General features: G+C 65.0%; 19 protein-coding genes. 14 read left to right on the top strand and 5 right to left on the bottom strand.

From position 1 onward, the window contains the following. The first annotated feature begins 146 nt into the window (after window positions 1-146). The 3 genes from AC1TXO_RS03130 to AC1TXO_RS03120 all read left to right on the top strand — a co-directional run bounded on the left by AC1TXO_RS03130 (window position 147) and on the right by AC1TXO_RS03120 (window position 3099). Window positions 147-602 carry a MaoC family dehydratase gene (locus tag AC1TXO_RS03130; protein WP_486404996.1) on the top strand — a complete coding sequence of 152 codons (456 nt, stop codon included), beginning with the start codon at window positions 147-149 and terminating at the stop codon, window positions 600-602. Window positions 603-696: 94 nt separating this feature from the next. Further along, window positions 697-2430 (top strand): C13 family peptidase, encoded by a 1734-nt coding sequence (locus AC1TXO_RS03125; protein WP_486404995.1) that lies wholly within the window; start codon window positions 697-699, stop codon window positions 2428-2430. Between the two features lie 27 nt (window positions 2431-2457). Continuing rightward, window positions 2458-3099 (top strand): oxidoreductase, encoded by a 642-nt coding sequence (locus AC1TXO_RS03120; RefSeq protein WP_486404994.1) that lies wholly within the window; start codon window positions 2458-2460, stop codon window positions 3097-3099. A 111-nt stretch (window positions 3100-3210) separates the two neighbouring features. On the opposite strand, the gene AC1TXO_RS03115 is transcribed toward AC1TXO_RS03120, so the two are convergent. The 4 genes from AC1TXO_RS03115 to AC1TXO_RS03100 all read right to left on the bottom strand — a co-directional run bounded on the left by AC1TXO_RS03115 (window position 3211) and on the right by AC1TXO_RS03100 (window position 7516). Beyond that, window positions 3211-3498, bottom strand: coding sequence for a YceK/YidQ family lipoprotein (locus AC1TXO_RS03115; RefSeq protein ID WP_486404993.1), 288 nt, complete (start codon window positions 3496-3498; stop codon window positions 3211-3213). Next, on the bottom strand, window positions 3495-4124 hold the full coding sequence (gene ubiX, locus AC1TXO_RS03110) for a flavin prenyltransferase UbiX (RefSeq protein WP_486404992.1): 630 nt from the start codon (window positions 4122-4124) through the stop codon (window positions 3495-3497). The genes AC1TXO_RS03115 and ubiX overlap by 4 nt, the downstream gene beginning before the upstream one ends. Then, window positions 4121-5470 carry a UDP-N-acetylmuramate:L-alanyl-gamma-D-glutamyl-meso-diaminopimelate ligase gene (gene mpl / locus AC1TXO_RS03105; RefSeq protein WP_486404991.1) on the bottom strand — a complete coding sequence of 450 codons (1350 nt, stop codon included), beginning with the start codon at window positions 5468-5470 and terminating at the stop codon, window positions 4121-4123. The genes ubiX and mpl overlap by 4 nt, the downstream gene beginning before the upstream one ends. Before the next feature lie 66 nt (window positions 5471-5536). Then, a complete protein-coding gene (locus tag AC1TXO_RS03100) occupies window positions 5537-7516 on the bottom strand; it encodes a sigma-54-dependent Fis family transcriptional regulator (protein ID WP_486404990.1) in 1980 nt (659 codons plus the stop codon). Window positions 7517-7781: 265 nt separating this feature from the next. Here AC1TXO_RS03100 and exaC point away from each other — a divergent pair, with 265 nt between their 5' ends. From exaC to AC1TXO_RS03055, 9 genes are all read left to right on the top strand, one after another. After that, a complete protein-coding gene (exaC, locus tag AC1TXO_RS03095; RefSeq protein WP_486404989.1) occupies window positions 7782-9302 on the top strand; it encodes an acetaldehyde dehydrogenase ExaC in 1521 nt (506 codons plus the stop codon). Window positions 9303-9484: 182 nt separating this feature from the next. Next, entirely contained in the window at window positions 9485-10933 is a 1449-nt protein-coding gene (gene eat / locus AC1TXO_RS03090) for an ethanolamine permease (RefSeq protein ID WP_486404988.1), read from the top strand. A gap of 49 nt (window positions 10934-10982) precedes the next feature. Beyond that, complete coding sequence (locus AC1TXO_RS03085; RefSeq protein WP_486404987.1) at window positions 10983-12377, top strand: ethanolamine ammonia-lyase subunit EutB; 1395 nt, start codon at window positions 10983-10985, stop codon at window positions 12375-12377. An 8-nt stretch (window positions 12378-12385) separates the two neighbouring features. After that, window positions 12386-13204, top strand: a complete 819-nt coding sequence (eutC, locus tag AC1TXO_RS03080) for an ethanolamine ammonia-lyase subunit EutC (RefSeq protein ID WP_486404986.1) — start codon at window positions 12386-12388, stop codon at window positions 13202-13204. Window positions 13205-13312: 108 nt separating this feature from the next. Next, a complete protein-coding gene (locus tag AC1TXO_RS03075; RefSeq protein WP_486404985.1) occupies window positions 13313-13771 on the top strand; it encodes a GNAT family N-acetyltransferase in 459 nt (152 codons plus the stop codon). 219 nt (window positions 13772-13990) lie between these two features. Then, complete coding sequence (locus AC1TXO_RS03070; RefSeq protein ID WP_486404984.1) at window positions 13991-14638, top strand: DedA family protein; 648 nt, start codon at window positions 13991-13993, stop codon at window positions 14636-14638. Between the two features lie 6 nt (window positions 14639-14644). Beyond that, window positions 14645-15460 carry a M90 family metallopeptidase gene (locus AC1TXO_RS03065; protein ID WP_486404983.1) on the top strand — a complete coding sequence of 272 codons (816 nt, stop codon included), beginning with the start codon at window positions 14645-14647 and terminating at the stop codon, window positions 15458-15460. Between the two features lie 93 nt (window positions 15461-15553). Beyond that, a complete protein-coding gene (ppa, locus tag AC1TXO_RS03060) occupies window positions 15554-16081 on the top strand; it encodes an inorganic diphosphatase (protein WP_003255365.1) in 528 nt (175 codons plus the stop codon). A 222-nt stretch (window positions 16082-16303) separates the two neighbouring features. Then, complete coding sequence (locus tag AC1TXO_RS03055) at window positions 16304-16990, top strand: S24 family peptidase (protein WP_486404982.1); 687 nt, start codon at window positions 16304-16306, stop codon at window positions 16988-16990. 337 nt (window positions 16991-17327) lie between these two features. Here AC1TXO_RS03055 and AC1TXO_RS03050 read toward each other — a convergent pair whose 3' ends face one another. Further along, the gene (locus tag AC1TXO_RS03050) at window positions 17328-20255 is read right to left on the bottom strand and encodes a TonB-dependent receptor (protein ID WP_486404981.1); all 2928 of its coding nucleotides are present in this window, start codon (window positions 20253-20255) and stop codon (window positions 17328-17330) included. Between the two features lie 177 nt (window positions 20256-20432). On the opposite strand from AC1TXO_RS03050, the gene AC1TXO_RS03045 reads away from it, so the two are divergent. Next, a complete protein-coding gene (locus tag AC1TXO_RS03045) occupies window positions 20433-20960 on the top strand; it encodes a sigma-70 family RNA polymerase sigma factor (protein WP_486404980.1) in 528 nt (175 codons plus the stop codon). Further along, complete coding sequence (locus AC1TXO_RS03040) at window positions 20953-21873, top strand: FecR family protein (protein WP_486404979.1); 921 nt, start codon at window positions 20953-20955, stop codon at window positions 21871-21873. Before AC1TXO_RS03045 ends, AC1TXO_RS03040 begins: the two co-directional genes overlap by 8 nt. The last annotated feature ends 34 nt before the right edge of the window (window positions 21874-21907 follow it).

Here is a 21907-nt window from a genome sequence, read left to right as displayed (position 1 = left end):
GCATCTCCTCGGGGCAACGGGCGTCATTATAAGCACGCGTTTGGCCTGTATAAGGCGATATTCGCCGAAAAGGTAACGACTTGACCGCAACGGTCGGCCGTGTTGATCTTGCACTTTCGTACCAAATGACAACCTGGAGAGTCGCGATGCCCTATGTACCTGTTGCAGAGCTTTCGCAGTACGTTGGAAAGGAACTGGGACGTTCCGAATGGCTGAAGATCGATCAGCAGCGCATCAACCTGTTCGCCGAGGCCACCGGCGATTTCCAGTTCATTCATGTGGACCCGGAAAAAGCCGCCAGGACACCTTTCGGCTCGACCATCGCCCACGGTTTTCTCAGCCTGTCGCTGATTCCCAAGCTGATGGAGGACATCCTCGTCCTGCCTGAAGGCCTGAAGATGGTGGTCAACTACGGCCTGGACAGCGTGCGCTTCATCCAGCCGGTGAAGGTCGACAGCCGCGTACGCCTGAAGGTCGATCTGACCGAAGTGACCGAGAAGAAGCCTGGCCAGTGGCTGCTAAAGGCCACCGCCACCCTGGAGATCGAAGGCCAGGACAAGCCGGCCTACATCGCCGAGCCTCTGTCGCTCTGCTTCGTCTGAGGCAGCGCCGGGGCCGCTCGACGGCCCCGGCCACGACTGTCTCACGCCCCGATTCTGCGGCATACTCGGCGCACCTTTGTGCCCGGATTACGCCATGCGCTCGCTGCTGCCCCTGACCCTGATCCTGCTGCTCGCCGCCTGCGGCGAAGGCGAACCGCTGTCGCCGCCGGACGCGCGCCTGCCCGACGGCGGGCGCTACCGGGGCGAGGTGGTCAATGGCCTGCTGCAGGGCGAAGGCCGCATCGACTACCCCAACGGCAGCTGGTATGCCGGCACGTTCAAGGACGGCCAGTGGCATGGCCAGGGTGAGTGGCATGGCAGCAACGGCGAAGTCTATCGCGGCCAGTTCGCCGCCGGGCTGTTCGAAGGCCTCGGTGAGCTGAGCACCCCGGGCAGCCACTACGCCGGCACGTTCAGGCATGGCCGACGCGACGGCGAAGGTACGCTCAAGCAGCACGACCAGACCTACCGTGGCCAGTTCAAGGACGACCAGTACGAAGGGGCCGGGCAACTCGAACTGGCCGACGGCAGCCGCTACCAGGGGCTGTTCGCCAAGGGCAAGCCCAATGGCGCAGGCGTGCGCAGCGATGCCAGCGGCAACCAGTTCAGCGGTCATTTCATCGACGGCCAGATCGAAGGCCCCGGCACCTACGACAGCGTCGAAGGTGAGCAATACATCGGCGACTTCAAGCAGAACCGCCTCGAAGGCCGCGGCCGATACGAGAACGCCGACGGCGATGTGTGGATCGGCGATTTCAAGGATGGCGCGCTCAGTGGCCAGGGCGAACTGCTGGGCAGTGACGGCAGCCGCTACAAGGGCGGTTTCCAGGACTGGCGCTTTTCCGGCCAGGGCCACCTGCACCTGGCCGACGGCAGCCAGTACATCGGCGCCTTCGAAAACGACGCCTACCAGGGCCATGGCCGACTGATCCAGGCCGACGGTCGCGTCGAGGCCGGCCAATGGATCAACGGCGTACGCGTGCGTGACGACAAGGGCGCGCTGCTGCCCGACCCCTTGGACCTGGCCCTGCTCAACCAGGGCAGGCTGCTCGACGAGACATTGGCCAAGGTGCCGCGCTCGGCCCCACCGATCCAGCTGTACAGCCTGGTAATGGCCGGCGATGGCCAGCAGAGCGTGTTCCTGCGCGAAGCCGACTACGTCAGCGACATGCTCAAGGTGCGCTTCGGTGCCCGCGGCCAGGTGACCCTGGTCAACCACCGCGACCACCTGGCCGACCGGCCGATGGCCACCCGCGAGAACCTCACCCGCGCCGCCCGCACCCTGGCCGAACGCAGCGGCGCAGAGGACATCGTGTTCATCTACCTGACCAGCCACGGCAGCCATGACCACCAACTGGTGCTCGACCAACCGCGCCTGCAGCTCGCCGACCTGTCTGCCGACGAGCTGGCCAGTGCCCTTGCGCCGTTGAAAGACCGCGACAAGGTCATTGTCATCTCCGCCTGCTATTCAGGAGGCTACATTGCTCCGCTCAAGGATGACCGCACCCTGATCATGACCGCCGCACGCCCCGACCGGGTCTCGTTCGGCTGTTCGGAGGAAGCCGATTTCACCTATTTCGGTGACGCCTTGTTCGCCCAGGCGCTGAACCAGACCGACGATCTGAAACAAGCGTTTGAACTGGCGCGCGCCAGCGTTGCCGAACGGGAACGAAGGGAAGGTTTCGAGGCGTCCGAGCCGCAGATCTGGGCACCGCCGCAGGTGCTTGCGCACTGGCAGCGTCTGCGCCGGCAACAGGCCGAGGAAGCCCTGCGAAACAAGGCCCAGCCAGCCGAGCCGGCACAGGCAAAAAAGCCTGGAACCCGCTAAGCTGAGCTGTAACAAGGGAGAGACATCATGTACTTGACGCCTCAGCATGTCCTGCTTGCCGGTGCCACGGGCCTGACGGGTGAACACCTGCTCGATCGCCTGCTCAACGAACCCACCATCAGCCGCGTGCTGGCGCCTACCCGCAGGCCGCTGGCCGAACATCCCCACCTGGAAAACCCGGTGGGTGATCCGGCGGTTTTTCTCCCGCAACTGGCCGGGCGCGTCGATATCGCCTTCTGCTGCCTGGGCACCACGCTCAAGCAGGCAGGCTCCGAAACCGCTTTCCGTGCGGTCGACCTGGACATGGTCGTGGCCTTCAGCAAGCGCGCCCGGGAGATGGGCGCGCGCCATCTGCTGGTGATCAGCGCGCTCGGGGCCGACCCGAAGTCGTCGATCTTCTACAACCGGGTCAAGGGCGAGATGGAACAAGCGCTCAGGGCGCAGGACTGGCCACAGCTGACCATCGTGCGCCCGTCGCTGCTGCTCGGTGAAAGGCTCGAACCGCGCCTGGCCGAGCAGTTGGCCGGGCCATTCGCACGGCTGATTCCGGGCAAGTACCGCGGCATCGAGGCCTGCACCCTGGCTCGGGCACTGTGGCGACTGGCGCTGGAGGAAGAGGACGGAATTCGCGTGGTCGAGTCTGACGAGTTGCGCAAGCTGGGCAAGTAATAGCGATACCTTCAAAGGCCTCTTCGCGGGTAAACCCGCTCTCACAAGGCCCGCACAGGATTCAAAGACGGTGCGGTCCCTGTGGGAGCGGGTTTACCCGCGAAAGGGCCGTTACAGGCCGCCGCGGGCGTTGAACCCCACCCCGGCCGCCGTCAGCAACGACAGCGGCAACAGTACGGTATCCAGCAACATGCTGCCCGGCAGATCCAACCGTGGATATGCCGGCGCATCCGCGCCGAAATGATACCGCGGGCAGCACCCGCCATTGATCACATACAGGTCCAGCCGCGTGCCGGCATACACCACCGGCGCCCCCGGCTGGTTGGCGTCCAGCGTTCGTACTGTCGCGCAGCCACTCAGGCAGCCCAGCAGCAACAAGCCTGCCAGCGCGCGCTTCAATCATCGGCCCCGTAGTGATGTTCACCCCAGCGCGGCAGCATGTCCTGGGGAATGTTCAGCAGATTGAGCACCCGCGCAACGACGAAGTCCACCAGGTCATCGATGGTCTGCGGCTGGTGATAGAAGCCTGGCGCCGCAGGCAGGATCACCGCGCCCATCTGCGACAGCTTGAGCATGTTCTCCAGATGGATGGTGGAGAACGGTGCCTCACGCGGCACCAGGATCAGTTGCCGACGCTCCTTGAGAGTCACGTCCGCAGCGCGCTCGATGAGGTTGTTGCAGGCGCCCGTGGCGATCGCCGACAAGGTACCGGTCGAGCACGGCACCACCACCATCGCAGCAGGCGCACCGGAGCCCGAGGCTACCGGCGACATCCAGTCTTCCTTGCCGTACACGCGGATCTGCCCGGCGGCAGCGCCGGTGTATTCGGTCAGAAACGCCTGCATGGCCTGCGGCTTGGGTGGCAGCACCACGTCGGTTTCGGTGGACATCACCAGCTGTGCGGCCTTGGAAATGAGGAAATGCACCTCCCGATCCTCACGCACCAGGCAATCGAGCAGGCGCAAGCCGTACTGCGCCCCGGAGGCGCCGGTCATCGCCAGGGTGATGCGTTCCGGGCCGCTCACTTCAGCGCCTCGGCCAGCTTGCCGTGCAGCCCGCCGAAGCCGCCGTTGCTCATGATCACCACGTGGGTGCCGGGACGCGCCTGGCCCTTGACCCGCTCGATGATCGCCTCGAGGCTGTCGGCGACCACGCTCGGCACGGTGCACTGCTCGGCCGTGGCCGCCAGGTCCCAGCCGAGGTTGGCTGGCGCGTACCAGATCACCTGGTCGGCGTCGTTGACGCTGTCCGGCAGGCCGTCACGGTGGGCACCGAGCTTCATGGAATTGGAGCGCGGCTCGATCACCGCGATCACCGGCGCCTCGCCGACACGCTTGCGCAGGCCGTCGAGGGTGGTGGCGATGGCGGTCGGGTGGTGGGCGAAGTCGTCGTAGATGGTCACGCCCTGCACCTCGGCGACCTTCTCCATGCGCCGCTTGACGCTCTTGAAGGCACTCAGGCCTTCGATGCCCATGGCCGGCACAACGCCGACATGGCGCGCGGCCGCCAGCGTGGCCAGGGCGTTGGCGACGTTGTGCTGGCCGGTCAGGGCCCAGTCCACCACGCCTTGCGCCTCGCCCTCGAACAGCACCTCGAAGCGCGAGCCATCCGGGCTGAGCAGGCGGGCCTGCCACTGGCCACCTTCGCCGGTGGTTTGCACCGGGGTCCAGCAGCCCATGCCGATGACCCGTTCCAACGCCTGCTCGGTGGTCGGGTGAATGACCAGGCCCTCGCTGGGGATGGTCCGCACGAGGTGGTGGAACTGCCGCTCGATGGATGCCAGATCCGGGAAGATATCCGCGTGATCGAACTCGAGGTTGTTGAGAATCGCAGTGCGTGGGTGGTAGTGCACGAACTTCGAGCGTTTGTCGAAGAAGGCGCTGTCGTATTCGTCGGCCTCGACCACGAAGAACGGCGTGCCGCCCAGGCGCGCCGAAACGGAGAAGTTCTGCGGTACGCCGCCGATCAGGAAGCCCGGGCTCATGCCCGCATGCTCCAGCACCCAGGCCAGCATGCTGCTGGTGGTGGTCTTGCCGTGGGTGCCGGCCACGGCCAGTACCCAGCGCCCCTGCAGCACGTGGTCGGCCAGCCACTGCGGGCCGGAGACATAGGGCAGGCCCTTGTTCAGCACGTATTCCACGGCAGGGTTGCCGCGCGACATGGCGTTGCCGATCACCACCAGGTCGGGAGCCGGTTCCAGCTGGGCCGGATCGTAGCCCTGGGTGAGCTCGATACCCTGAGCCTGGAGCTGGGTGCTCATCGGGGGATAGACGTTGGCGTCGGAGCCGGTGACGCGATGGCCGAGCTCCTTGGCGAGCACCGCCAGCGAGCCCATGAAAGTGCCGCAGATACCGAGAATATGAATGTGCATGATCGACCTCGCAAAACGTCGAGGCAGGGTAGCCCAGGCCGAGGGAAATCGCACCCGCTGTTTCGCTCAGCCGGCCCTGGAGATGCCGTGTTTGCGCAGTTTTCGATACAAGGTATTGCGGCTGATGCCCAGGTGCTCGGCGACGCGGGTCAGGTGCCAGCGGTTTGCCTGCAGCACCCTCAGCAGCGCATCGCGCTCGGCACTTTCCAACGGTGCCGGATCACTTGCCTGTGAGCGGGCTGGCCCCGCGATGGTGTCAGCACACACGACATCGCTGGCCCCGCCTGCGCCATCACGGGACAAGTCGGACCGCCGAACCGCCGCGTCCACAACGGTCTTGGGGAGGTCCGACAGCTCGATACGCGAGCCGTCGCACAACGCCACCAAAGTGCGCAGCACGTTGCGCATCTGCCGCACGTTCCCTGGCCAGGCAAATTCCAGCAACGCCTCGCGCGCCTGGGGTGCAAGCTCGATGGGCTGGCCCTCGGCCTCCTGACTCAGCAGGAAGTCGAGCAACTGCGCCTTGTCGCTGCGTTCGCGCACCGCCGGCAGCGCAACCTCCAGTCCGTTGAGCCGGTAATAGAGGTCTTCGCGGAACGTCCCCTGCTCCACCCGCTCCAGCAAGTCGCGGTGAGTGGCACTGACGATACGCAGGTCCACCGCCTGCGGCTCACCGCCGATCGGCACCACCTGGCGCTCCTCCAGCACCCGCAGCAAGCGGGTCTGCAAGGCCAGCGGCATGTCACCGATCTCATCCAGCAGCAAGGTGCCACCATCGGCCTGCAGCAGCTTGCCGCGCATGCCCTCCTTGCGCGCTCCGGTGAAACTGCCGCCGCGGTAGCCGAACAGTTCGCTCTCGATCAGGCTTTCCGGAATCGACGCACAGTTGATCGCCACGAACGGTTTGCCCCGCCGCTCGCTGGCCTGGTGGACGGCCTGGGCGAAGGCTTCCTTGCCGCAACCGGTCTCACCGCTCAGCAGCACCGGCACGTCGCGCTGGTAGACCCGCAAGGCGCGACGAAAATCCTGTTGCAGCGCCGGGTCGAGCAGGCAGATGCCAGGTTCGGCACGCGTCGCAGCCGAGGGCATCGGCGCGGGCACCGACCACACCGGCTTGTGCGCCTGCCCGCGCAGGCTGGCGAACAGCTGGCGTCCGTCGTGGGTGCGCAGTGGCCAGGCCGCGCTGCCCTGCGCCGTGGCACGGCTGAACAGTTCGTCATGGCTGCAGGCGAAGAAACGCTCCACCGGCTTGCCGAGCACACCGCCACGGATGCTGCCCAGCAGATTGAGGGCACTCTGGTTGACCGCACAGATCCGCCCGTCGCCATCGAAAGCCAGCAGCCCTTCGCTGAACAAGCCGACCGACTCGGCCTGCAGATGAAAGCGCAGCAGCCAGTGCTGCTCGAAATGGCGCAGGAAGTAGCAGCTCTCGATCATCTTGGCCGAGAGGTTGACCAGCGCCATGGTGTGGAACTGGCTCTGGCGTGACACGTCCGGACGCGCCGAGGACACATCGAGCACGGCCAGCAGTTCGCCATGCGGGTCGAACACCGGGCTGGCCGAGCAGGTCAGGCCGGTGTGGCGGCCACGGAAATGTTCATCCTGGTGGATGGTCAGGGCCTGACGCTCGACCAGGCAGGTGCCGATGCCGTTGGTGCCTTCGCGGGCCTCGCTCCAGTCGGCGCCGAGCCACAGCCCGGCGCGCTCGAAGATCCGTCGCTCACTGGGCGCGGTGACACAGTTGAGGATGACCCCGCGGGCATCGGTAAGCAGCACCGCGTGGCCTGAGCCGGACAACTGCTGGTGCAGGCTGTTCATCTCGCCCTCGGCGATCTGCAGCACCTGCTGCAGGCGCTCGCGGCTCTCCAGCAAGTGTCCGTGCTCGAGCACCACCGGAGCCTGGGCCAGCGCAGGATCGAGGTGATAGTCCTCCAGGCAGCGCAGCCAGGAACGCGCGATGGACGGGTCGCTGCCCGGCCCGCTGGTCTGCCCGCGAGCGACCGTGAGCACCTGTTGGGCATGGCGGCTGAAAGCGTTGCTCTGCATTTTTGTTGTTCTCCGCAGATAGAGCGTCCCGTCAGCATCCTCCTCCCGGGAACGCTTTGCAATGCAGGCCGGACCGGCGCGCCAGGACCGTATCGAATACGGCACAAAGTGTCACCTCGCCCGTATCGCCACCGGTACAAGCGCGCATACCCACTGCCTTCAAGGTAATCCAAGCCCTTGATTGCAAAGGGCTGCAAAGCACTGGCCCGACCTTTGCTCTACGCTTTCCAACTCCCCGACAAACACAATAGCCAGGAGACACACCATGCGTTACGCACATCCCGGTACCGAAGGCGCCAAGGTCTCGTTCAAGAGCCGCTACGGCAACTACATCGGCGGCGAGTTCGTAGCTCCGGTCAAAGGGCAATACTTCGAGAACACCTCGCCGGTGAATGGCAAGCTGATCGCCGAATTCCCCCGCTCCACCGCCGAAGACATCGACAAGGCCCTGGATGCCGCCCACGCCGCCGCCGACGCCTGGGGCCGCACCAGCGTGCAGGACCGCTCCAACGTGCTGCTGCGCATCGCCGACCGCATCGAGCAGAACCTCGAAGTGCTGGCCATCACCGAAACCTGGGACAACGGCAAGCCGATCCGCGAGACGCTCAACGCCGACATCCCGCTGGCGGTCGACCATTTCCGCTATTTCGCCGGCTGCATCCGCGCCCAGGAAGGCGGCGCCGCCGAGATCAACGAGAGCACGGTCGCTTATCACATCCACGAACCGTTGGGCGTGGTCGGGCAGATCATCCCGTGGAACTTCCCGCTGCTGATGGCCGCCTGGAAACTGGCCCCGGCGCTGGCCGCCGGCAACTGCGTGGTGCTCAAGCCGGCCGAGCAGACGCCGCTGGGCATCACCGTACTGATGGAACTGATCGGCGACCTGCTACCCAAGGGCGTGCTCAACGTGGTCCAGGGCTACGGGCGTGAAGCCGGCGAAGCGCTGGCCACCAGCAAGCGCATCGCCAAGATCGCCTTCACCGGCTCCACCCCGGTGGGCTCGCACATCATGAAGTGCGCAGCAGAGAACATCATCCCGTCCACCGTGGAGCTGGGCGGCAAGTCGCCGAACGTCTACTTCGAAGACATCATGCAGGCCGAGCCGACCTTCATCGACAAGGCCGCCGAAGGCATGGTCCTGGCCTTCTTCAACCAGGGCGAGGTGTGCACCTGCCCGTCGCGCGCCCTGGTGCAGGAGTCGATCTACCCGCAGTTCATGGAAGTGGTGATGAAGAAGGTGCTGCAGATCAAGCGTGGCGACCCGCTGGACACCGACACCATGGTCGGCGCCCAGGCCTCGCAGCAGCAGTTCGACAAGATCCAGTCCTACCTCAAGATTGCCCAGGAAGAAGGCGCAGAGCTGCTCACCGGCGGCAAGGTGGAGCAACTCGAAGGCGCGCTGGCCACCGGTTACTACATCCAGCCGACCCTGCTCAAGGGCAACAACAAGATGCGCGTGTTCCAGGAGGAAATCTTCGGACCGGTGGTCAGCGTCACCACCTTCAAGGACGAAGCCGAAGCGCTGGCGATCGCCAACGATACCGAGTTTGGCCTGGGTGCCGGCGTCTGGACCCGCGACATCAACCGCGCCTATCGCATGGGCCGCGGCATCAAGGCCGGTCGCGTGTGGACCAACTGCTACCACCTGTACCCGGCGCACGCCGCGTTCGGTGGCTACAAGAAGTCTGGCGTCGGCCGCGAAACCCACAAGATGATGCTCGACCATTACCAGCAGACCAAGAACCTGCTGGTGAGCTACGACATCAATCCGCTGGGCTTCTTCTAAACCGAGGCGCGCACTTCGCAGGCAAGTCGCAGCGGCGAACCGTCGCTGCGACTTGCCTGCGAAGGGTCAAGCCTGCTGCCACAAATTCCAGAGCAACAACCGCTCTGGCCCGCTTTCTGCAGTCCCGATCACCATCGGCCCGGAACCCCTCCCGGCCACCAAAAAGAACAACAGGTGAATCCATGCCAAGCGATCATTCCGCCGGCACGCCGGCAAGTTCCTCCGTAGATTTCGAGAAAGTCGGCTCCGACTATTTCCAGCAACGTGAACTGAAAAAAGGCGCCGCAGGCTGGGTCCTGCTGGTGGGCCTGGGCGTGGCCTACGTGATTTCCGGCGACTACGCCGGCTGGAACTTCGGCCTCGCTCAAGGCGGCTGGGGCGGGATGTTCCTGGCCACCCTGCTGATGGCCACCATGTACCTGTGCATGTGCTTCTCGCTGGCCGAGCTGTCGTCGATGATCCCCACCGCCGGCGGCGGCTATGGCTTCGCCCGCAGCGCGTTCGGGCCTTGGGGCGGTTTTCTCACCGGCACGGCGATCCTCATCGAGTACGCCATCGCCCCCGCCGCCATTGCCGTGTTCATCGGCGCCTACTGCCAGTCGCTGTTCGGCATCGGCGGCTGGATGATCTACCTGGCGTTCTACATCGTCTTCATCGGCATCCACATCTTCGGCGTCGGCGAGGCGCTGAAGCTGATGTTCATCATCACCGCCGTCGCCGCGATTGCACTGGCAGTGTTCCTGATCGGCATGGTGCCCCATTTCGATGCAGCCAACCTGTTCGACATCGCCAAGACCGACGCCGTCGGCGCCAGCAGCTTCCTGCCATTCGGCTATGTCGGCATCTGGGCGGCAATCCCCTATGCGATCTGGTTCTTCCTTGCCGTCGAGGGCGTGCCGCTGGCCGCCGAAGAAACCAAGAACCCCAAGCGCGACCTGCCCCGCGGCCTGATCGGCGCGATGCTGGTGCTGCTGGCCTTCGCCCTGCTGATTCTGGTGGTCGGCCCTGGCGGTGCCGGTTCCGAAGCACTCAAGGCTTCGGGCAATCCACTGGTGGAGGCGCTGTCCAAGGCCTACGGCGGCTCGACCTGGATGGGCGGCTTCGTCAACCTGGTGGGGCTGGCCGGGCTGATCGCCAGTTTCTTCTCGATCATCTACGCCTATTCGCGGCAGATCTTCGCCCTTTCGCGCGCGGGCTACCTGCCACGCAAGCTCTCGCAGACCAACAAGAGCAAGGCACCGGTGCTGGCCCTGGTGATCCCCGGCATCATCGGTTTCGCCCTGTCGCTGACCGGCCAGGGCGACCTGCTGATCCTGGTCGCGGTGTTCGGTGCAACCCTGTCCTACGTGCTGATGATGGCCGCGCACATCACCCTGCGCATCCGCCGGCCGAAGATGGAGCGCCCGTACCGCACCCCCGGCGGCATCTTCACCTCGGGTGTGGCCCTGGTGCTGGCGTGCATCGCCGTGGTCGCCGGGTTCCTGGTCGATCCGCGCGTGGTGATTGGCGCTGCCGTGATCTATGCGGTATTAATTGCCTACTTTGCTTTCTACAGCCGCCACCACCTGGTGGCCGGGACACCGGAAGAGGAATTCGCCGCGATCCAGAAGGCCGAAGAGGCCTTGCACTGATCGCCGACTTACGCCGCAGGCCAGCCCTGCGGCGCTCTGGAGATTCTGTATGGCAAGTTTCGTACACACGGTAGGCAACCTGGTCTACCGCTTCGACAGCCTCAAGGAAGTCATGGCCAAGGCCAGCCCGGCACGTTCGGGCGACTTCCTGGCCGGTGTCGCCGCCGCCAACGACGGCGAACGGGTCGCCGCGCAGATGGCCCTGGCCAACATCCCGCTCAGCCACTTTCTCAGCGAAGCGCTGATCCCCTACGAACAGGACGAGATCACCCGGCTGATCATCGACAGCCACGACGCCGCCGCCTTCGCCCCGGTCAGCCACCTCACCGTCGGTGGCCTGCGCGACTGGCTGCTCAGCGAAGTGGCCGACGAGTCCAGCCTGCGCGCCCTGGCCCCCGGCCTGACGCCGGAAATGGCCGCCGCCGTGTCGAAGATCATGCGCGTCCAGGACCTGGTGCTGGTGGCGCAGAAGATTCGCGTGGTCACCGCGTTTCGCGGCACCATGGGCCTGCGCGGGCGGCTGTCGACCCGCTTGCAGCCCAACCACCCTACCGACGAGCCGGCCGGCATCGCCGCCAGCATCCTCGACGGCCTGCTATACGGCAACGGCGACGCCATGATCGGCATCAACCCGGCCACCGACAGCATCGCCTCGATCTGCGCCCTGCTGGAAATGCTCGACGCGATCATCCAGCGCTACGACATCCCCACCCAGGCCTGCGTGCTGACCCACGTCACCACCTCGATCGAGGCGATCAACCGGGGCGTGCCGCTGGACCTGGTGTTCCAGTCCATCGCCGGCACCGAGGCTGCCAATGCCGGCTTCGGCATCAACCTCAACGTGTTGCAGGAAGGCTACGAGGCCGGGCTGTCGCTCAAGCGCGGCACCCTGGGGCAGAACCTCATGTACTTCGAGACCGGCCAGGGCAGCGCGCTGTCGGCCAACGCCCACCACGGCGTCGACCAGCAGACCTGCGAGACCCGCGCCTACGCCGTGGCCCGGCATTTCAAGCCATTTCTGGTCAACACCGTGGTCGGTTTCATCGGCCCGGAATACCTCTACAACGGCAAGCAGATCATCCGCGCCGGGCTCGAGGACCACTTCTGCGGCAAGCTGCTCGGAGTGCCGATGGGCTGCGACATCTGCTACACCAACCACGCCGAAGCCGACCAGGACGACATGGACACCCTGTTGACCCTGCTCGGCGTGGCCGGGATCAACTTCATCATGGGCATCCCCGGCTCCGACGACATCATGCTCAACTACCAGACGACCTCGTTCCACGACGCGCTCTACGCCCGCCAGACCCTGGGCCTGAAACCCGGGCCGGAATTCGAAGCCTGGCTCGAGCGCACCGGCATCTTCACCCAGGCCGACGGTCGGGTACGCTTCGGCGACAATCTGCCTGCGGCCTTCCGCCACGCGCTGGCGCAGCTTGCATAGGGATGACCATGGACCGACATACACCCACCCACGACAACCCCTGGCTGGCCCTGCGCAACCTGACGCCCGCGCGCATCGCCCTGGGCCGCACCGGAACCAGCCTGCCGACCGGCGCGCAACTGGACTTCCAGTTCGCCCACGCCCAGGCCCGCGATGCGGTGCACCTGCCCTTCGACCATGCCGGGCTGCGCCAGCAACTGAGCGACCGCGGCCGCGACAGCCTGCTGCTGCACAGTGCCGCCGCCGACCGTCACCAGTACCTGCAGCGTCCCGACCTGGGCCGTCGCCTCAGCGACGACTCGGCGCAGACCCTGCGCGAGCACGCCCAGGCCAACCCGGGCGGCGTCGACCTGGCCATCGTGGTGGCCGACGGCCTCTCGGCCCTGGCCGTGCATCGCCACACCTTGCCGCTGCTGAGTCGCTTCGAGGAGCAGGCAGCCGCCGATGGCTGGAGCAGCGCCCCGGTGATCCTGGTGGAACAGGGCCGGGTCGCGGTGGCCGACGAGGTCGGCGAGCTGCTCGGTGCGCGCATGACGGTGATGCTGATCGGCGAACGCCCCGGCCTCAGCTCGCCCGACAGCCTGGGCCTGTACTTCACCTATGCGCCCAAGGTCGGCCTGACCGATGCCTACCGCAACTGCATCTCCAACGTCCGCCTGGAAGGCCTGAGCTACGGCATGGCCGCGCATCGCCTGCTGTACCTGATGCGCGAGGCCTGTCGCCGGCAGCTGTCGGGGGTGAACCTGAAGGACGAGGCCGAGGTCCACAGCATCGACAGCGAAAACTCCTCCACTAAATGCGGAAATTTCCTGCTCGGTAAAGGGTAAGAAACATGTAACCCAGGGCGGATTGCGCTTCTAGGCTGCATTGGGGCAGCATGCCGGTACGAGGCAGCTTGCACATCCCCGTTCCCAAATGGACTCTGAGGCCTGCTCATGCGCATCATCAAGGCAACCCTGGAACACCTCGACCTGCTCACCCCGCTGTTCGTCACCTATCGCGAGTTCTACGGGCAACTGCCCTACCCGGACACCTCGCGGACCTTCCTCGAGAAGCGTCTGAAACGGGGTGAATCGGTGATCTACCTGGCCCTGCCGGATGACGACAACAGCAAGCTGCTGGGGTTCTGCCAGCTCTACCCGAGCTTCTCGTCGCTGTCGCTCAAGCGCGTGTGGATCCTCAACGACATCTTTGTTGCCGAGGATTCGCGGCGCATGCTCGTGGCCGACCACCTGATGCGTGAAGCGAAGAAGATGGCCAAGGAAACCAACGCCATCCGCATGCGTGTGTCGACCAGCAGCGACAACGACGCAGCAAGGAAGACCTACGAGTCCATCGGCTTTCGCAAGGATACCGAGTTCGAGAACTACGTCCTGCCGATCAGCCAGGATTGAGGCCAGGCCCCTGACCCGGTCACTACTGCAGGCGCGGGCTTGCCCGCGCCCGGTAACCCGCCGCTACAAACTCTCCGGGCATATTCGCGACTTCGCCGTATAATGCCCCATTCGTCATGTGTGAAACGTCACTCCTCCACCGGTGAACATGCCCACGCAAAATGACGCCGTCCGTCATCGCGCGCCCGTGGAAGCGGGTCAAGACAACAGGTGCTGTACATGGAATTCAACCCGCTGGACCTCATCCTGCATCTCGATGCCTACCTCGACCTGCTGGTGACCAACTATGGTCCCTGGATCTACGCCATCCTGTTCGCAGTGATCTTCTGCGAGACCGGCCTGGTGGTCATGCCCTTCCTGCCGGGCGATTCGCTGCTGTTCATCGCCGGCGCCGTGGCCGCAGGCGGTGGCATGGACCCGGTACTGCTCGCCGGCCTGCTGATGATCGCGGCGATCCTGGGCGACAGCACCAACTACGTGATCGGACGAACGGCCGGGGAACGCCTGTTCCGCAACCCGAACTCGAAGATCTTCCGCCGCGACTACCTCCAGCGCACCCACGAATTCTACGAGCGCCACGGCGGCAAGACGGTCACCCTGGCGCGCTTCCTGCCGATCCTGCGCACCTTCGCCCCGTTCGTCGCCGGCATCGCCCACATGCACTACCCGCGCTTCCTCGGTTTCAGCGTCGCCGGCACCCTGCTGTGGGTCGGTGGCCTGGTCACCCTCGGCTACTTCTTCGGCAACGTGCCGTTCATCAAGCAGCACCTGTCGCTGATGGTCGTGGCCATCATCGTCCTGTCGCTGGTGCCGATGATCCTCGGCCTGCTGCGTGGCCGCCTGAGCCGTACCGCCAAGGCCCACTGACCGTCCATGTGGTCGTTCAGCGCCTGGCGGCGCAAGCGCACCCTGGCGCGCTACCAGGTCGAGCCACAGTTGTGGCAGGCGGTTCGTGAACGCCTGCCGCTGCTCGACGGCATCAGCGACGAGGAAGACCGCTGGCTGCGCGAGGCCAGCGTGCTGTTCCTGTACCACAAGCACCTGACCACCCTGCCCGGCGTCGAGCTCGATGACGCCCAGCGCCTGTTCCTCGCCGCCCAGGCCCAGTTGCCGCTGCTGCACCTGGGCGAGCTGAATTGGTACCAGGGCTTTCACGAAATCATCCTCTACCCCGACGACTTCAAGAGCCCGCAGCGTCACCGCGATGCCAGCGGCGTGGAGCACGTGTGGGATGCCGAGCACAGCGGCGAAGCCTGGCAACAGGGCCCGGTGATCATGGCCTGGGCCGGCGTGGAAGCCAGCGGTGGCTGGGAAGCCTACAACCTGGTGATCCACGAACTGGCGCACAAGCTCGACATGCTCAACGGCGACGCCAACGGCCTGCCGCCGCTGCACCCCGGCATGGACGTCAGCGCCTGGGCCCTGGCCATGCAGCAGGCCTACGACGACCTCAACCGCCAGCTCGACGCCAACCCCGACCTGGAAACGGCCATCGATCCCTACGCTGCGGAAAATCCGGCCGAGTTCTTCGCCGTGACCAGCGAGTACTTCTTCAGCGCCCCGGACCTGCTGCACGACAGTTATCCACAGGTGTACCGACAACTGTCGCTGTTCTACCGCCAGGACCCGCTCGCCCGCCTGATCCGCCTGCAGGCCGAGCACCCGCAGTACCGCGACAGCCCCGCCTGATCTGCCCGCACATCAGGCCGACCGTGGCATGCAGTGGCGGAATGTGCCTATAATCGCCGCCACTTTTTTGGTCAATCACGGGGGCAACGCCCAATGAGCTACAGCAAGATTCCTGCGGGCAAAGACCTGCCGAACGACATCTACGTCGCCATCGAGATCCCGGCCAACCACGCGCCGATCAAATACGAGATCGACAAGGACAGCGACACCCTGTTCGTCGACCGTTTCATGGCCACCCCGATGTTCTACCCGGCCAACTACGGCTTCATCCCCAACACCCTGGCCGACGACGGTGATCCGCTCGACGTGCTGGTCGTGACCCCTTACCCGGTCGCGCCAGGCTCGGTGATCCGTGCCCGCCCGGTCGGCGTGCTGAACATGACCGACGATGGCGGCGGCGACGCCAAGGTCATCGCCGTACCGCACGACAAGCTGTCGCAGCTGTACGTCGACGTGAAAGAGTACACCGACCTGCCGGCCCTGCTGATCCAGCAGATCGAGCACTTCTTCGCCAACTACAAGGATCTGGAGAAGGGCAAGTGGGTCAAGATCGAAGGCTGGGAAGGCGCTGACGCCGCCCGCGCCGCGATCACCAAGTCGGTTGCCGCCTACAAGGGCTGATCACCGGTTCGTGACGAAGAAGCCTGGCCGCGTGCCGGGCTTTTTTGTGCCTGATGACGCGAACACTCCCTTTCCTGCAAGAGCTTCATTTGACTCACCGGCAAAAAACGAAGATTCCCACATCAGCTCACAAACCAAGCCTACGAGAACACGCGATCCCCACCTACGTCATAAACACACTGTTTATTTCTAAGGATCACGCCACCCTCTAGACTCGCCGCCATGAACAACTCCGGCGACCGTCTCAAGACCCTTCTGCAGGAATGCGGCTTGTCCCCTTCGGACTTCGCTGCCCAACGCAATGTCACCCCGCAGCATGTGAACAACTGGTTCAAGCGCGGGATTCCCCTTGCCCGTCTGGATGAAATCGCCGACCTGTTCTGTGTCCATCGCCGCTGGCTGCGCCATGGCGAAGGCTCCAAGCACCCGAACCCGATCCTGCGCCCCGGCGTGCCACAGCCCGAACCCTCTTCGCCCAGCCACGGCGGCAGGCAGATCTGCATCGATTTCCACCGCCTGGTCGACGGCCAACTCGTGCCCGACCCGGAGCGCCACCTGCTGGTCTCCGCCCAGGCCATGGAGACCTTGCGCATCCGCCCGCAAGACGCGCTCTGCCTGGACATGCCGTCATCCAACATGGCCCCGCTGATTCCCATCGGCGCTGCCCTGGCCATCGACAGCAGCCTGACCCGAGTGGTCGACGGCCAGACCTACGCCCTGCTGCACGAGGGACGGTTGCGGGTGCACAGCCTCAGCCTCGGACAGAACGACACGCTGTGCCTGCACAGCCACGACCGGCGCAACTACGCCGTCGAACGCTATACCCCGGCGCAACGTCATGCCCAGGGCATGCAGGTGCTCGGCTGGGTGTTCTGGTGGTCGTGGTTCAGCCGCCAGCGTCCTGCCTGACACACCCGGTGCCATTTTTCGCTGGGCATCCCCGGCGAGCCCGAGTATGCTACGCGGCACGTTTTGCTCACGGTCGGCACGAGCCGCATTCCAGAGCACCTGACGACGCCCCACACGGCCGTTTGTCATCTTTTTCAGGCCTTGATGGCCAACCTGTTAAGGCGGTTGCGGCTTACCAAAAATTAGCCAAGACCGTCCCCGAGAGCCGGCCACAAGCCGGCTTTTTAATGCCCGTGATTTCCTCTATCGAGTCCCTGTCAACGCCGTGCACCGCTGGGCATGACTGCGCCAGCCTCGCTGTCGTTGCAGACTCGAGGCCAGCCATGAAATGTTCAGCCTAGAAGCGCGTCACCATCCCCACGCGCCATGTGCGTCCAGGTGCAGGCATGAAGCTCTGGGCCAGAGGGTCGAGGTAATAGCGGTCAGTCAGGTTCTGCACCGACAGGTTCAGTTCGGTGTGCTCGAGCAGCTTGTAGCGGGCGAACAGGTCGAACAACGCCACCGAGCGGTAGTCGATCTGCGGGGTGGTGGCGCCGGTCTGCCAGGGTTTGTCGACCTGTGCGGTCGGGCCGGAGGTGTAGGTCATGCGCCCACCCACGGTCAACGCCTCGTCGAAGAAGCGCAAGCCGCTGACCAGGTTGGCCGAGAAGCGCGGCGGGTTCTGCGTGTTGGTGTACGAGCCCATGTAGCTGCCCGAGGTGCAGTCCGGGGTGTCCTGGGTGCGCTGGTAGGTATTGGCGGTGTTGCGCAGCGTGCTGGCGAACGCCGCGTCGCAGGTTTCGGTCTTCAGATAGTAGGTGGCCGAAAGGTCGGCGAACACCCGCCCGGCGTCGTAGTGTGACTGCAACTCCAACCCTCGGGTGCTGAAACTGTCGGTATTGCTGAAGGTCATCTGCCCCCACAGGCCTGGGCTGGGGTCGTAGTAGCGGGTGATGTAGTGCTTTATCTGGTTGTCGAAGTACGCCAGCTTGATCGACGCCTCGTCACCCTCGCGCAACAGGTTGTCGCGCAGGGCGCTGACACCGAACTCCCAACTGCGTGAACGCTCGGGCTTGAGGTGCTTGCCTGGGGTCACCTGCTGGGTGCCCTGGCTGGTCTCGAACAGTGACGGCAGGCGCAGCCCCTGGGTGTAGGACGCGTAAACGAAGGTGTCAGGCAGAAACTCGAAGTTGATGCCGAACGCCGGCGAGAAACCACCGCCGCGGCTTTTTCCCTGGGGGGTGTAGTCGTAACCTGTGACCACATCGCTGGTGCTTTCCGGGTGCACCGTCACCTTGGTCGCGCCAGCCTCGTTGAAGGGTACGCCGTTGAACGGCTCGTTGCTGTCGGCGAAGACGATGCCGTTGTTCAGGCGCGGATCGGTAGCGTCGGTGTATTGCCCGTTCTGGTCCGGGAACCAGGTCATGTTGCCCCAGTTGCCCGGGCTGCTGGCGTTGATCCAGCGCAGCTTGCGCTCTTCGCGCCGGGCCTCGGCGAGCACCGTGTGGTCCTTGGTCTGGTAGTGCGCATAGCGCCCACCGCCCCACAGCGTCAGTTGCTCGATGGGGCGGTACTCCAGTTTGCCGTTGAAACTGAACTCCTGACGCGAGGCATCCCGCAGCATGCGGTTGGCGTCAATGTCGTGCTGGGTGGTCAGCACACCTTTCTGGGGTTGCAGGTCTTCGAGCTGGAAGGCGCCCCCCAGGTCAAGCTTGAGGTCGCCATAGGCCGTGGTGAAATGCGACACGTTGTTCAGGTCACCACCGATGCGCCGGTTGTCCTGGCGGCTCCAGGCGCGGTCGGTGCGAAACAGCTGCGACTTGGGCGCCATCCAGGCAGCGGTCAGGGTGCTGGTTTCGCTGTCGGTCAGCCACAGGCTGCTGGTCAGGTCCACCAGCGGATTGTCTTCGGGCCGGTAGTGATAGCGGGCGGTGTAGGCGTCGAGCCGCACGTCGCTTGTGGGGTACTGGTAGATACCGGCAGTACCGTAGCGGAAGATATCCGACGGCATGATCTCGCCCATGTGCCCATCGAAGCGGCGATAGCCCAGGTCCAGGGTGTGCGCGTCGGCCAGGCGCCAGGTGGTCTTGAACAGGTAGGAGTCGGTTTGCGACGAGGAGTTGAGCACCTCTTCACCGGCGTTGTAGGTACTGGCCACGCTGCGTTGCTCTCGACCCCGGAGGTCGTACGAGCGATAGCGCTCCTGACCCTTCTTGCCGGAGAAATAGTTGCCCTGGTTGCGGTGCGCATAGGCGGCCACCAGGTCGAATCGTTCGTTGCTGTAGGCGAAGGCTGCGCTACCAGACTCGGCCTGCGAGCCGAACAGCCCCGCGCGGCTGTCGCCGGGCACCGTACTCAGGTCCTGATCCTTGGAATGACGGCTGCGATGGGCCGGTTCGACACCGTTGTTCCACAGGTTGCCGGTCAGGCGCACACCCACGCTGTTGCCATCCACCAGGATGTCGTCGACGCCCAGGGTCTTCATCTCCACCGAGCCGCCGATCGCCCCGCTGCGGGTGCTGGGGCCCTTGTTCACGGTCACGCTGCCGAGCAGGTCGGGGTCGATGTAGCTGCGCTGCTGGGTACCGCCATAGCCACGGTAGACGTCCACCGCCTGCTCGGAGCCGTCGACCCGCACGGCGACCCGGCTCTGACCCTGGATACCACGGATGTTCACGTCCAGCGCCCCGCCGTTGCGGCTGTCACCGACCTGGACCCCGGCCACACCCTTGAGCATGTCACCTACCGAGACCGTGGCGAAGCGGTCGAGATCCGCGCGGGTCAGGTGCACGGTGGAGCGTGGCGCTCGATAAGTGTCACGCTGCGGATCGTCCAGCGCGGCGGCATCGACCACCGTGGCCGACAGTTCGGTCGCGCTGGAAACCTTGCCCTGCGGAGCAAGGATGTAGGCGCCGCGCGTGCTCGGCAACAACTGCAGCCCAGTGTTCGCCAGGAGCCGGCGTGCTGCCTCGAGTACCGTGTAGCGCCCTTTGAGCGCGGGCACGCTGCGCCCACGGGTCAACTCGGAATCGTAGGATAGCAGCAGCCCGGATTGATGGGCGAACAGCCCCAGCGAGGTGCCCAGCCCGCCCTTGGCGATGTCGTAATCGCGCAGCGTGGCGTCATCCAGCCGGGTGACCGCAGCCGGCGCCGCACTGGCCGCCTGGGCCGGGTCGACGACACTGGCCAGCAGGCAGCCGAGCAGCGTGCAACGCACGGCCAGGTACAAAGGCGACAAATGCGGCAAGGGGCGCAAAACTGAGGAAAACCGATGGGCTGCGGACATGCTTCTCTCGCTCGTAGGGTTGGCGCCCGCCGCTCACGGCAGGCTGTCATTGCCTCTGTCGCTCGAGATCGAAAAAGGTATATGCAATCGATTCGTATTTTCACATCAACTTGTGCTCCGCGCAAAACCAGTGATAATGGTTTGCATTTGCAGCCTTGCATTGCCGACCCACCTCCCATGACCATCCTTGACACACCCCAACACTGCGCCGTGACCACGTTGTACATCGAGAACCACACCTGGCTGCGCAACTGGCTGGCCTATCGCCTGCGCTCGTGGGGGCACGGCGTGGCCGACGACTTGGCCCATGACATCTTCCTGCGTGTGCTGGTCAACCGCGAAACCATTCAGCCCGAGACCATCCGCCAACCTCGGGCGTACCTCACGCGCATCGCCAATTGCGTGCTGGTCAGCTGGCGCCGTCGTCATTCACTGGAGCGGGCCTGGCTCGAAGGGTTGGCAACGCTTCCGGTCGCCGCCCACCCGTCACCGGAACTGCACAGCGTCATCCTCGAAACCCTGCACGAGATCGACGCCGTGCTCGACACCCTGCGCCCTCGGGTGCGCCAGGCATTTCTGATGGCGTCCCTGGACGGCATGAAGCAGAAAGACATCGCCCAGGCCCTGAACATTGCTCTGCCCACGGTGAAGAAATACATCCAGCAGGGTTACATCGCCTGCCTGAGCCAGATGCCCGATGAGTGACCAACCCATTACCCAGGCGGTGCTGGCCCAGGCTGCCGCGTGGTTGTTGGTGCTGCAGGAAGGCCCACTGACTCCGGCCCAACAGGCCGAGCTCGAGCGCTGGCGCCGCAGCGACCCACAGCACGAGCGCGCCTGGAAACGCGCGCAGCGTCTGCTGGTACGCCTTGGCAGCCTGCCACCCACCCTCGCCAGACAAACCCTGCAGCGCCCGGCTGGCAAAAGCCGCCGCGCGGTGCTGCGTGGCCTGGCGCTGTTGCTCACGGCTGCGCCATTGGGCTGGTGGCTGTCGCGGCGCGGCACATACCAAGCCGCCTACCAGACCGCCGTGGGTGAGCGTCACGACGTGGTGCTGGCCGATGGCAGCCAGATTTCGCTCAACAGCGCCACCCGGCTGGTACTGCGTTTCGATGCCGGGCAACGCCTCTTGCATCTGGAACAGGGCGAGGTCTACATCGTCACCGCGTCAGACCCACGCCCCTTCAGGGTTCGCACCGAACAGGGACTCATGCAGGCGTTGGGCACCCGCTTCAGTGTGCGCCAACTGCCGCAGGAAACCCTGCTGGCAGTCTACGAAGGCGCCGTGCAGGTGCACGATGCGTCATCGACCATCGTTCATGCCAGGCAGCAAGTCCGCTTCAGCCAGACATCGACCAGCCCGCAGGAGCCGGTCAGCGATGGCCAGTTGGCCTGGCGCGATGGACTGCTGCTGGCCCGGGACATGCCGCTGTGGCAATGGATTCAGGAAATGCGGCGCTACACCGAGCAGGCCCTGGCTTGCGATCCATCGTTGGCCGCCTTGCCGGTTTCCGGCACCTATCCGCTGGATGACCTGGAGCTGGCATTGGCGATGCTGACGCAGACCTACGGGGTGCAGGTGCGCCGCGAAGGCAACCAGGTGTTCATCAGGCCCTGAACGGCGCACGGCACCAGGCTTGCCCGAAAAAAGA

This window comes from Pseudomonas sp. FA117 (genome assembly GCF_057370475.1).
Note: the sequence above shows the minus strand (reverse complement) of the source record. Positions and strands in the feature narration are given on the sequence as shown.

Bases quoted from the DNA above. Each gene is read 5' to 3' on its own strand.
- mpl (WP_486404991.1), bottom strand. From the start codon at position 5,470: ATGCACATTCATATTCTCGGTATCTGCGGCACTTTCATGGGCTCGCTG.
- exaC (WP_486404989.1), top strand. From the start codon at position 7,782: ATGCGTTACGCACATCCCGGTACCGAAGGCGCCAAGGTCTCGTTCAAG.
- eutC (WP_486404986.1), top strand. From the start codon at position 12,386: ATGGACCGACATACACCCACCCACGACAACCCCTGGCTGGCCCTGCGC.
- AC1TXO_RS03040 (WP_486404979.1), top strand. From the start codon at position 20,953: ATGAGTGACCAACCCATTACCCAGGCGGTGCTGGCCCAGGCTGCCGCG.
- AC1TXO_RS03130 (WP_486404996.1), top strand. From the start codon at position 147: ATGCCCTATGTACCTGTTGCAGAGCTTTCGCAGTACGTTGGAAAGGAA.
- ppa (WP_003255365.1), top strand. From the start codon at position 15,554: ATGAGCTACAGCAAGATTCCTGCGGGCAAAGACCTGCCGAACGACATC.
- AC1TXO_RS03050 (WP_486404981.1), bottom strand. From the start codon at position 20,255: ATGTCCGCAGCCCATCGGTTTTCCTCAGTTTTGCGCCCCTTGCCGCAT.
- AC1TXO_RS03070 (WP_486404984.1), top strand. From the start codon at position 13,991: ATGGAATTCAACCCGCTGGACCTCATCCTGCATCTCGATGCCTACCTC.
- AC1TXO_RS03075 (WP_486404985.1), top strand. From the start codon at position 13,313: ATGCGCATCATCAAGGCAACCCTGGAACACCTCGACCTGCTCACCCCG.
- AC1TXO_RS03045 (WP_486404980.1), top strand. From the start codon at position 20,433: ATGACCATCCTTGACACACCCCAACACTGCGCCGTGACCACGTTGTAC.
- AC1TXO_RS03065 (WP_486404983.1), top strand. From the start codon at position 14,645: ATGTGGTCGTTCAGCGCCTGGCGGCGCAAGCGCACCCTGGCGCGCTAC.
- AC1TXO_RS03085 (WP_486404987.1), top strand. From the start codon at position 10,983: ATGGCAAGTTTCGTACACACGGTAGGCAACCTGGTCTACCGCTTCGAC.
- eat (WP_486404988.1), top strand. From the start codon at position 9,485: ATGCCAAGCGATCATTCCGCCGGCACGCCGGCAAGTTCCTCCGTAGAT.
- AC1TXO_RS03100 (WP_486404990.1), bottom strand. From the start codon at position 7,516: ATGCAGAGCAACGCTTTCAGCCGCCATGCCCAACAGGTGCTCACGGTC.
- AC1TXO_RS03125 (WP_486404995.1), top strand. From the start codon at position 697: ATGCGCTCGCTGCTGCCCCTGACCCTGATCCTGCTGCTCGCCGCCTGC.
- AC1TXO_RS03055 (WP_486404982.1), top strand. From the start codon at position 16,304: ATGAACAACTCCGGCGACCGTCTCAAGACCCTTCTGCAGGAATGCGGC.
- AC1TXO_RS03120 (WP_486404994.1), top strand. From the start codon at position 2,458: ATGTACTTGACGCCTCAGCATGTCCTGCTTGCCGGTGCCACGGGCCTG.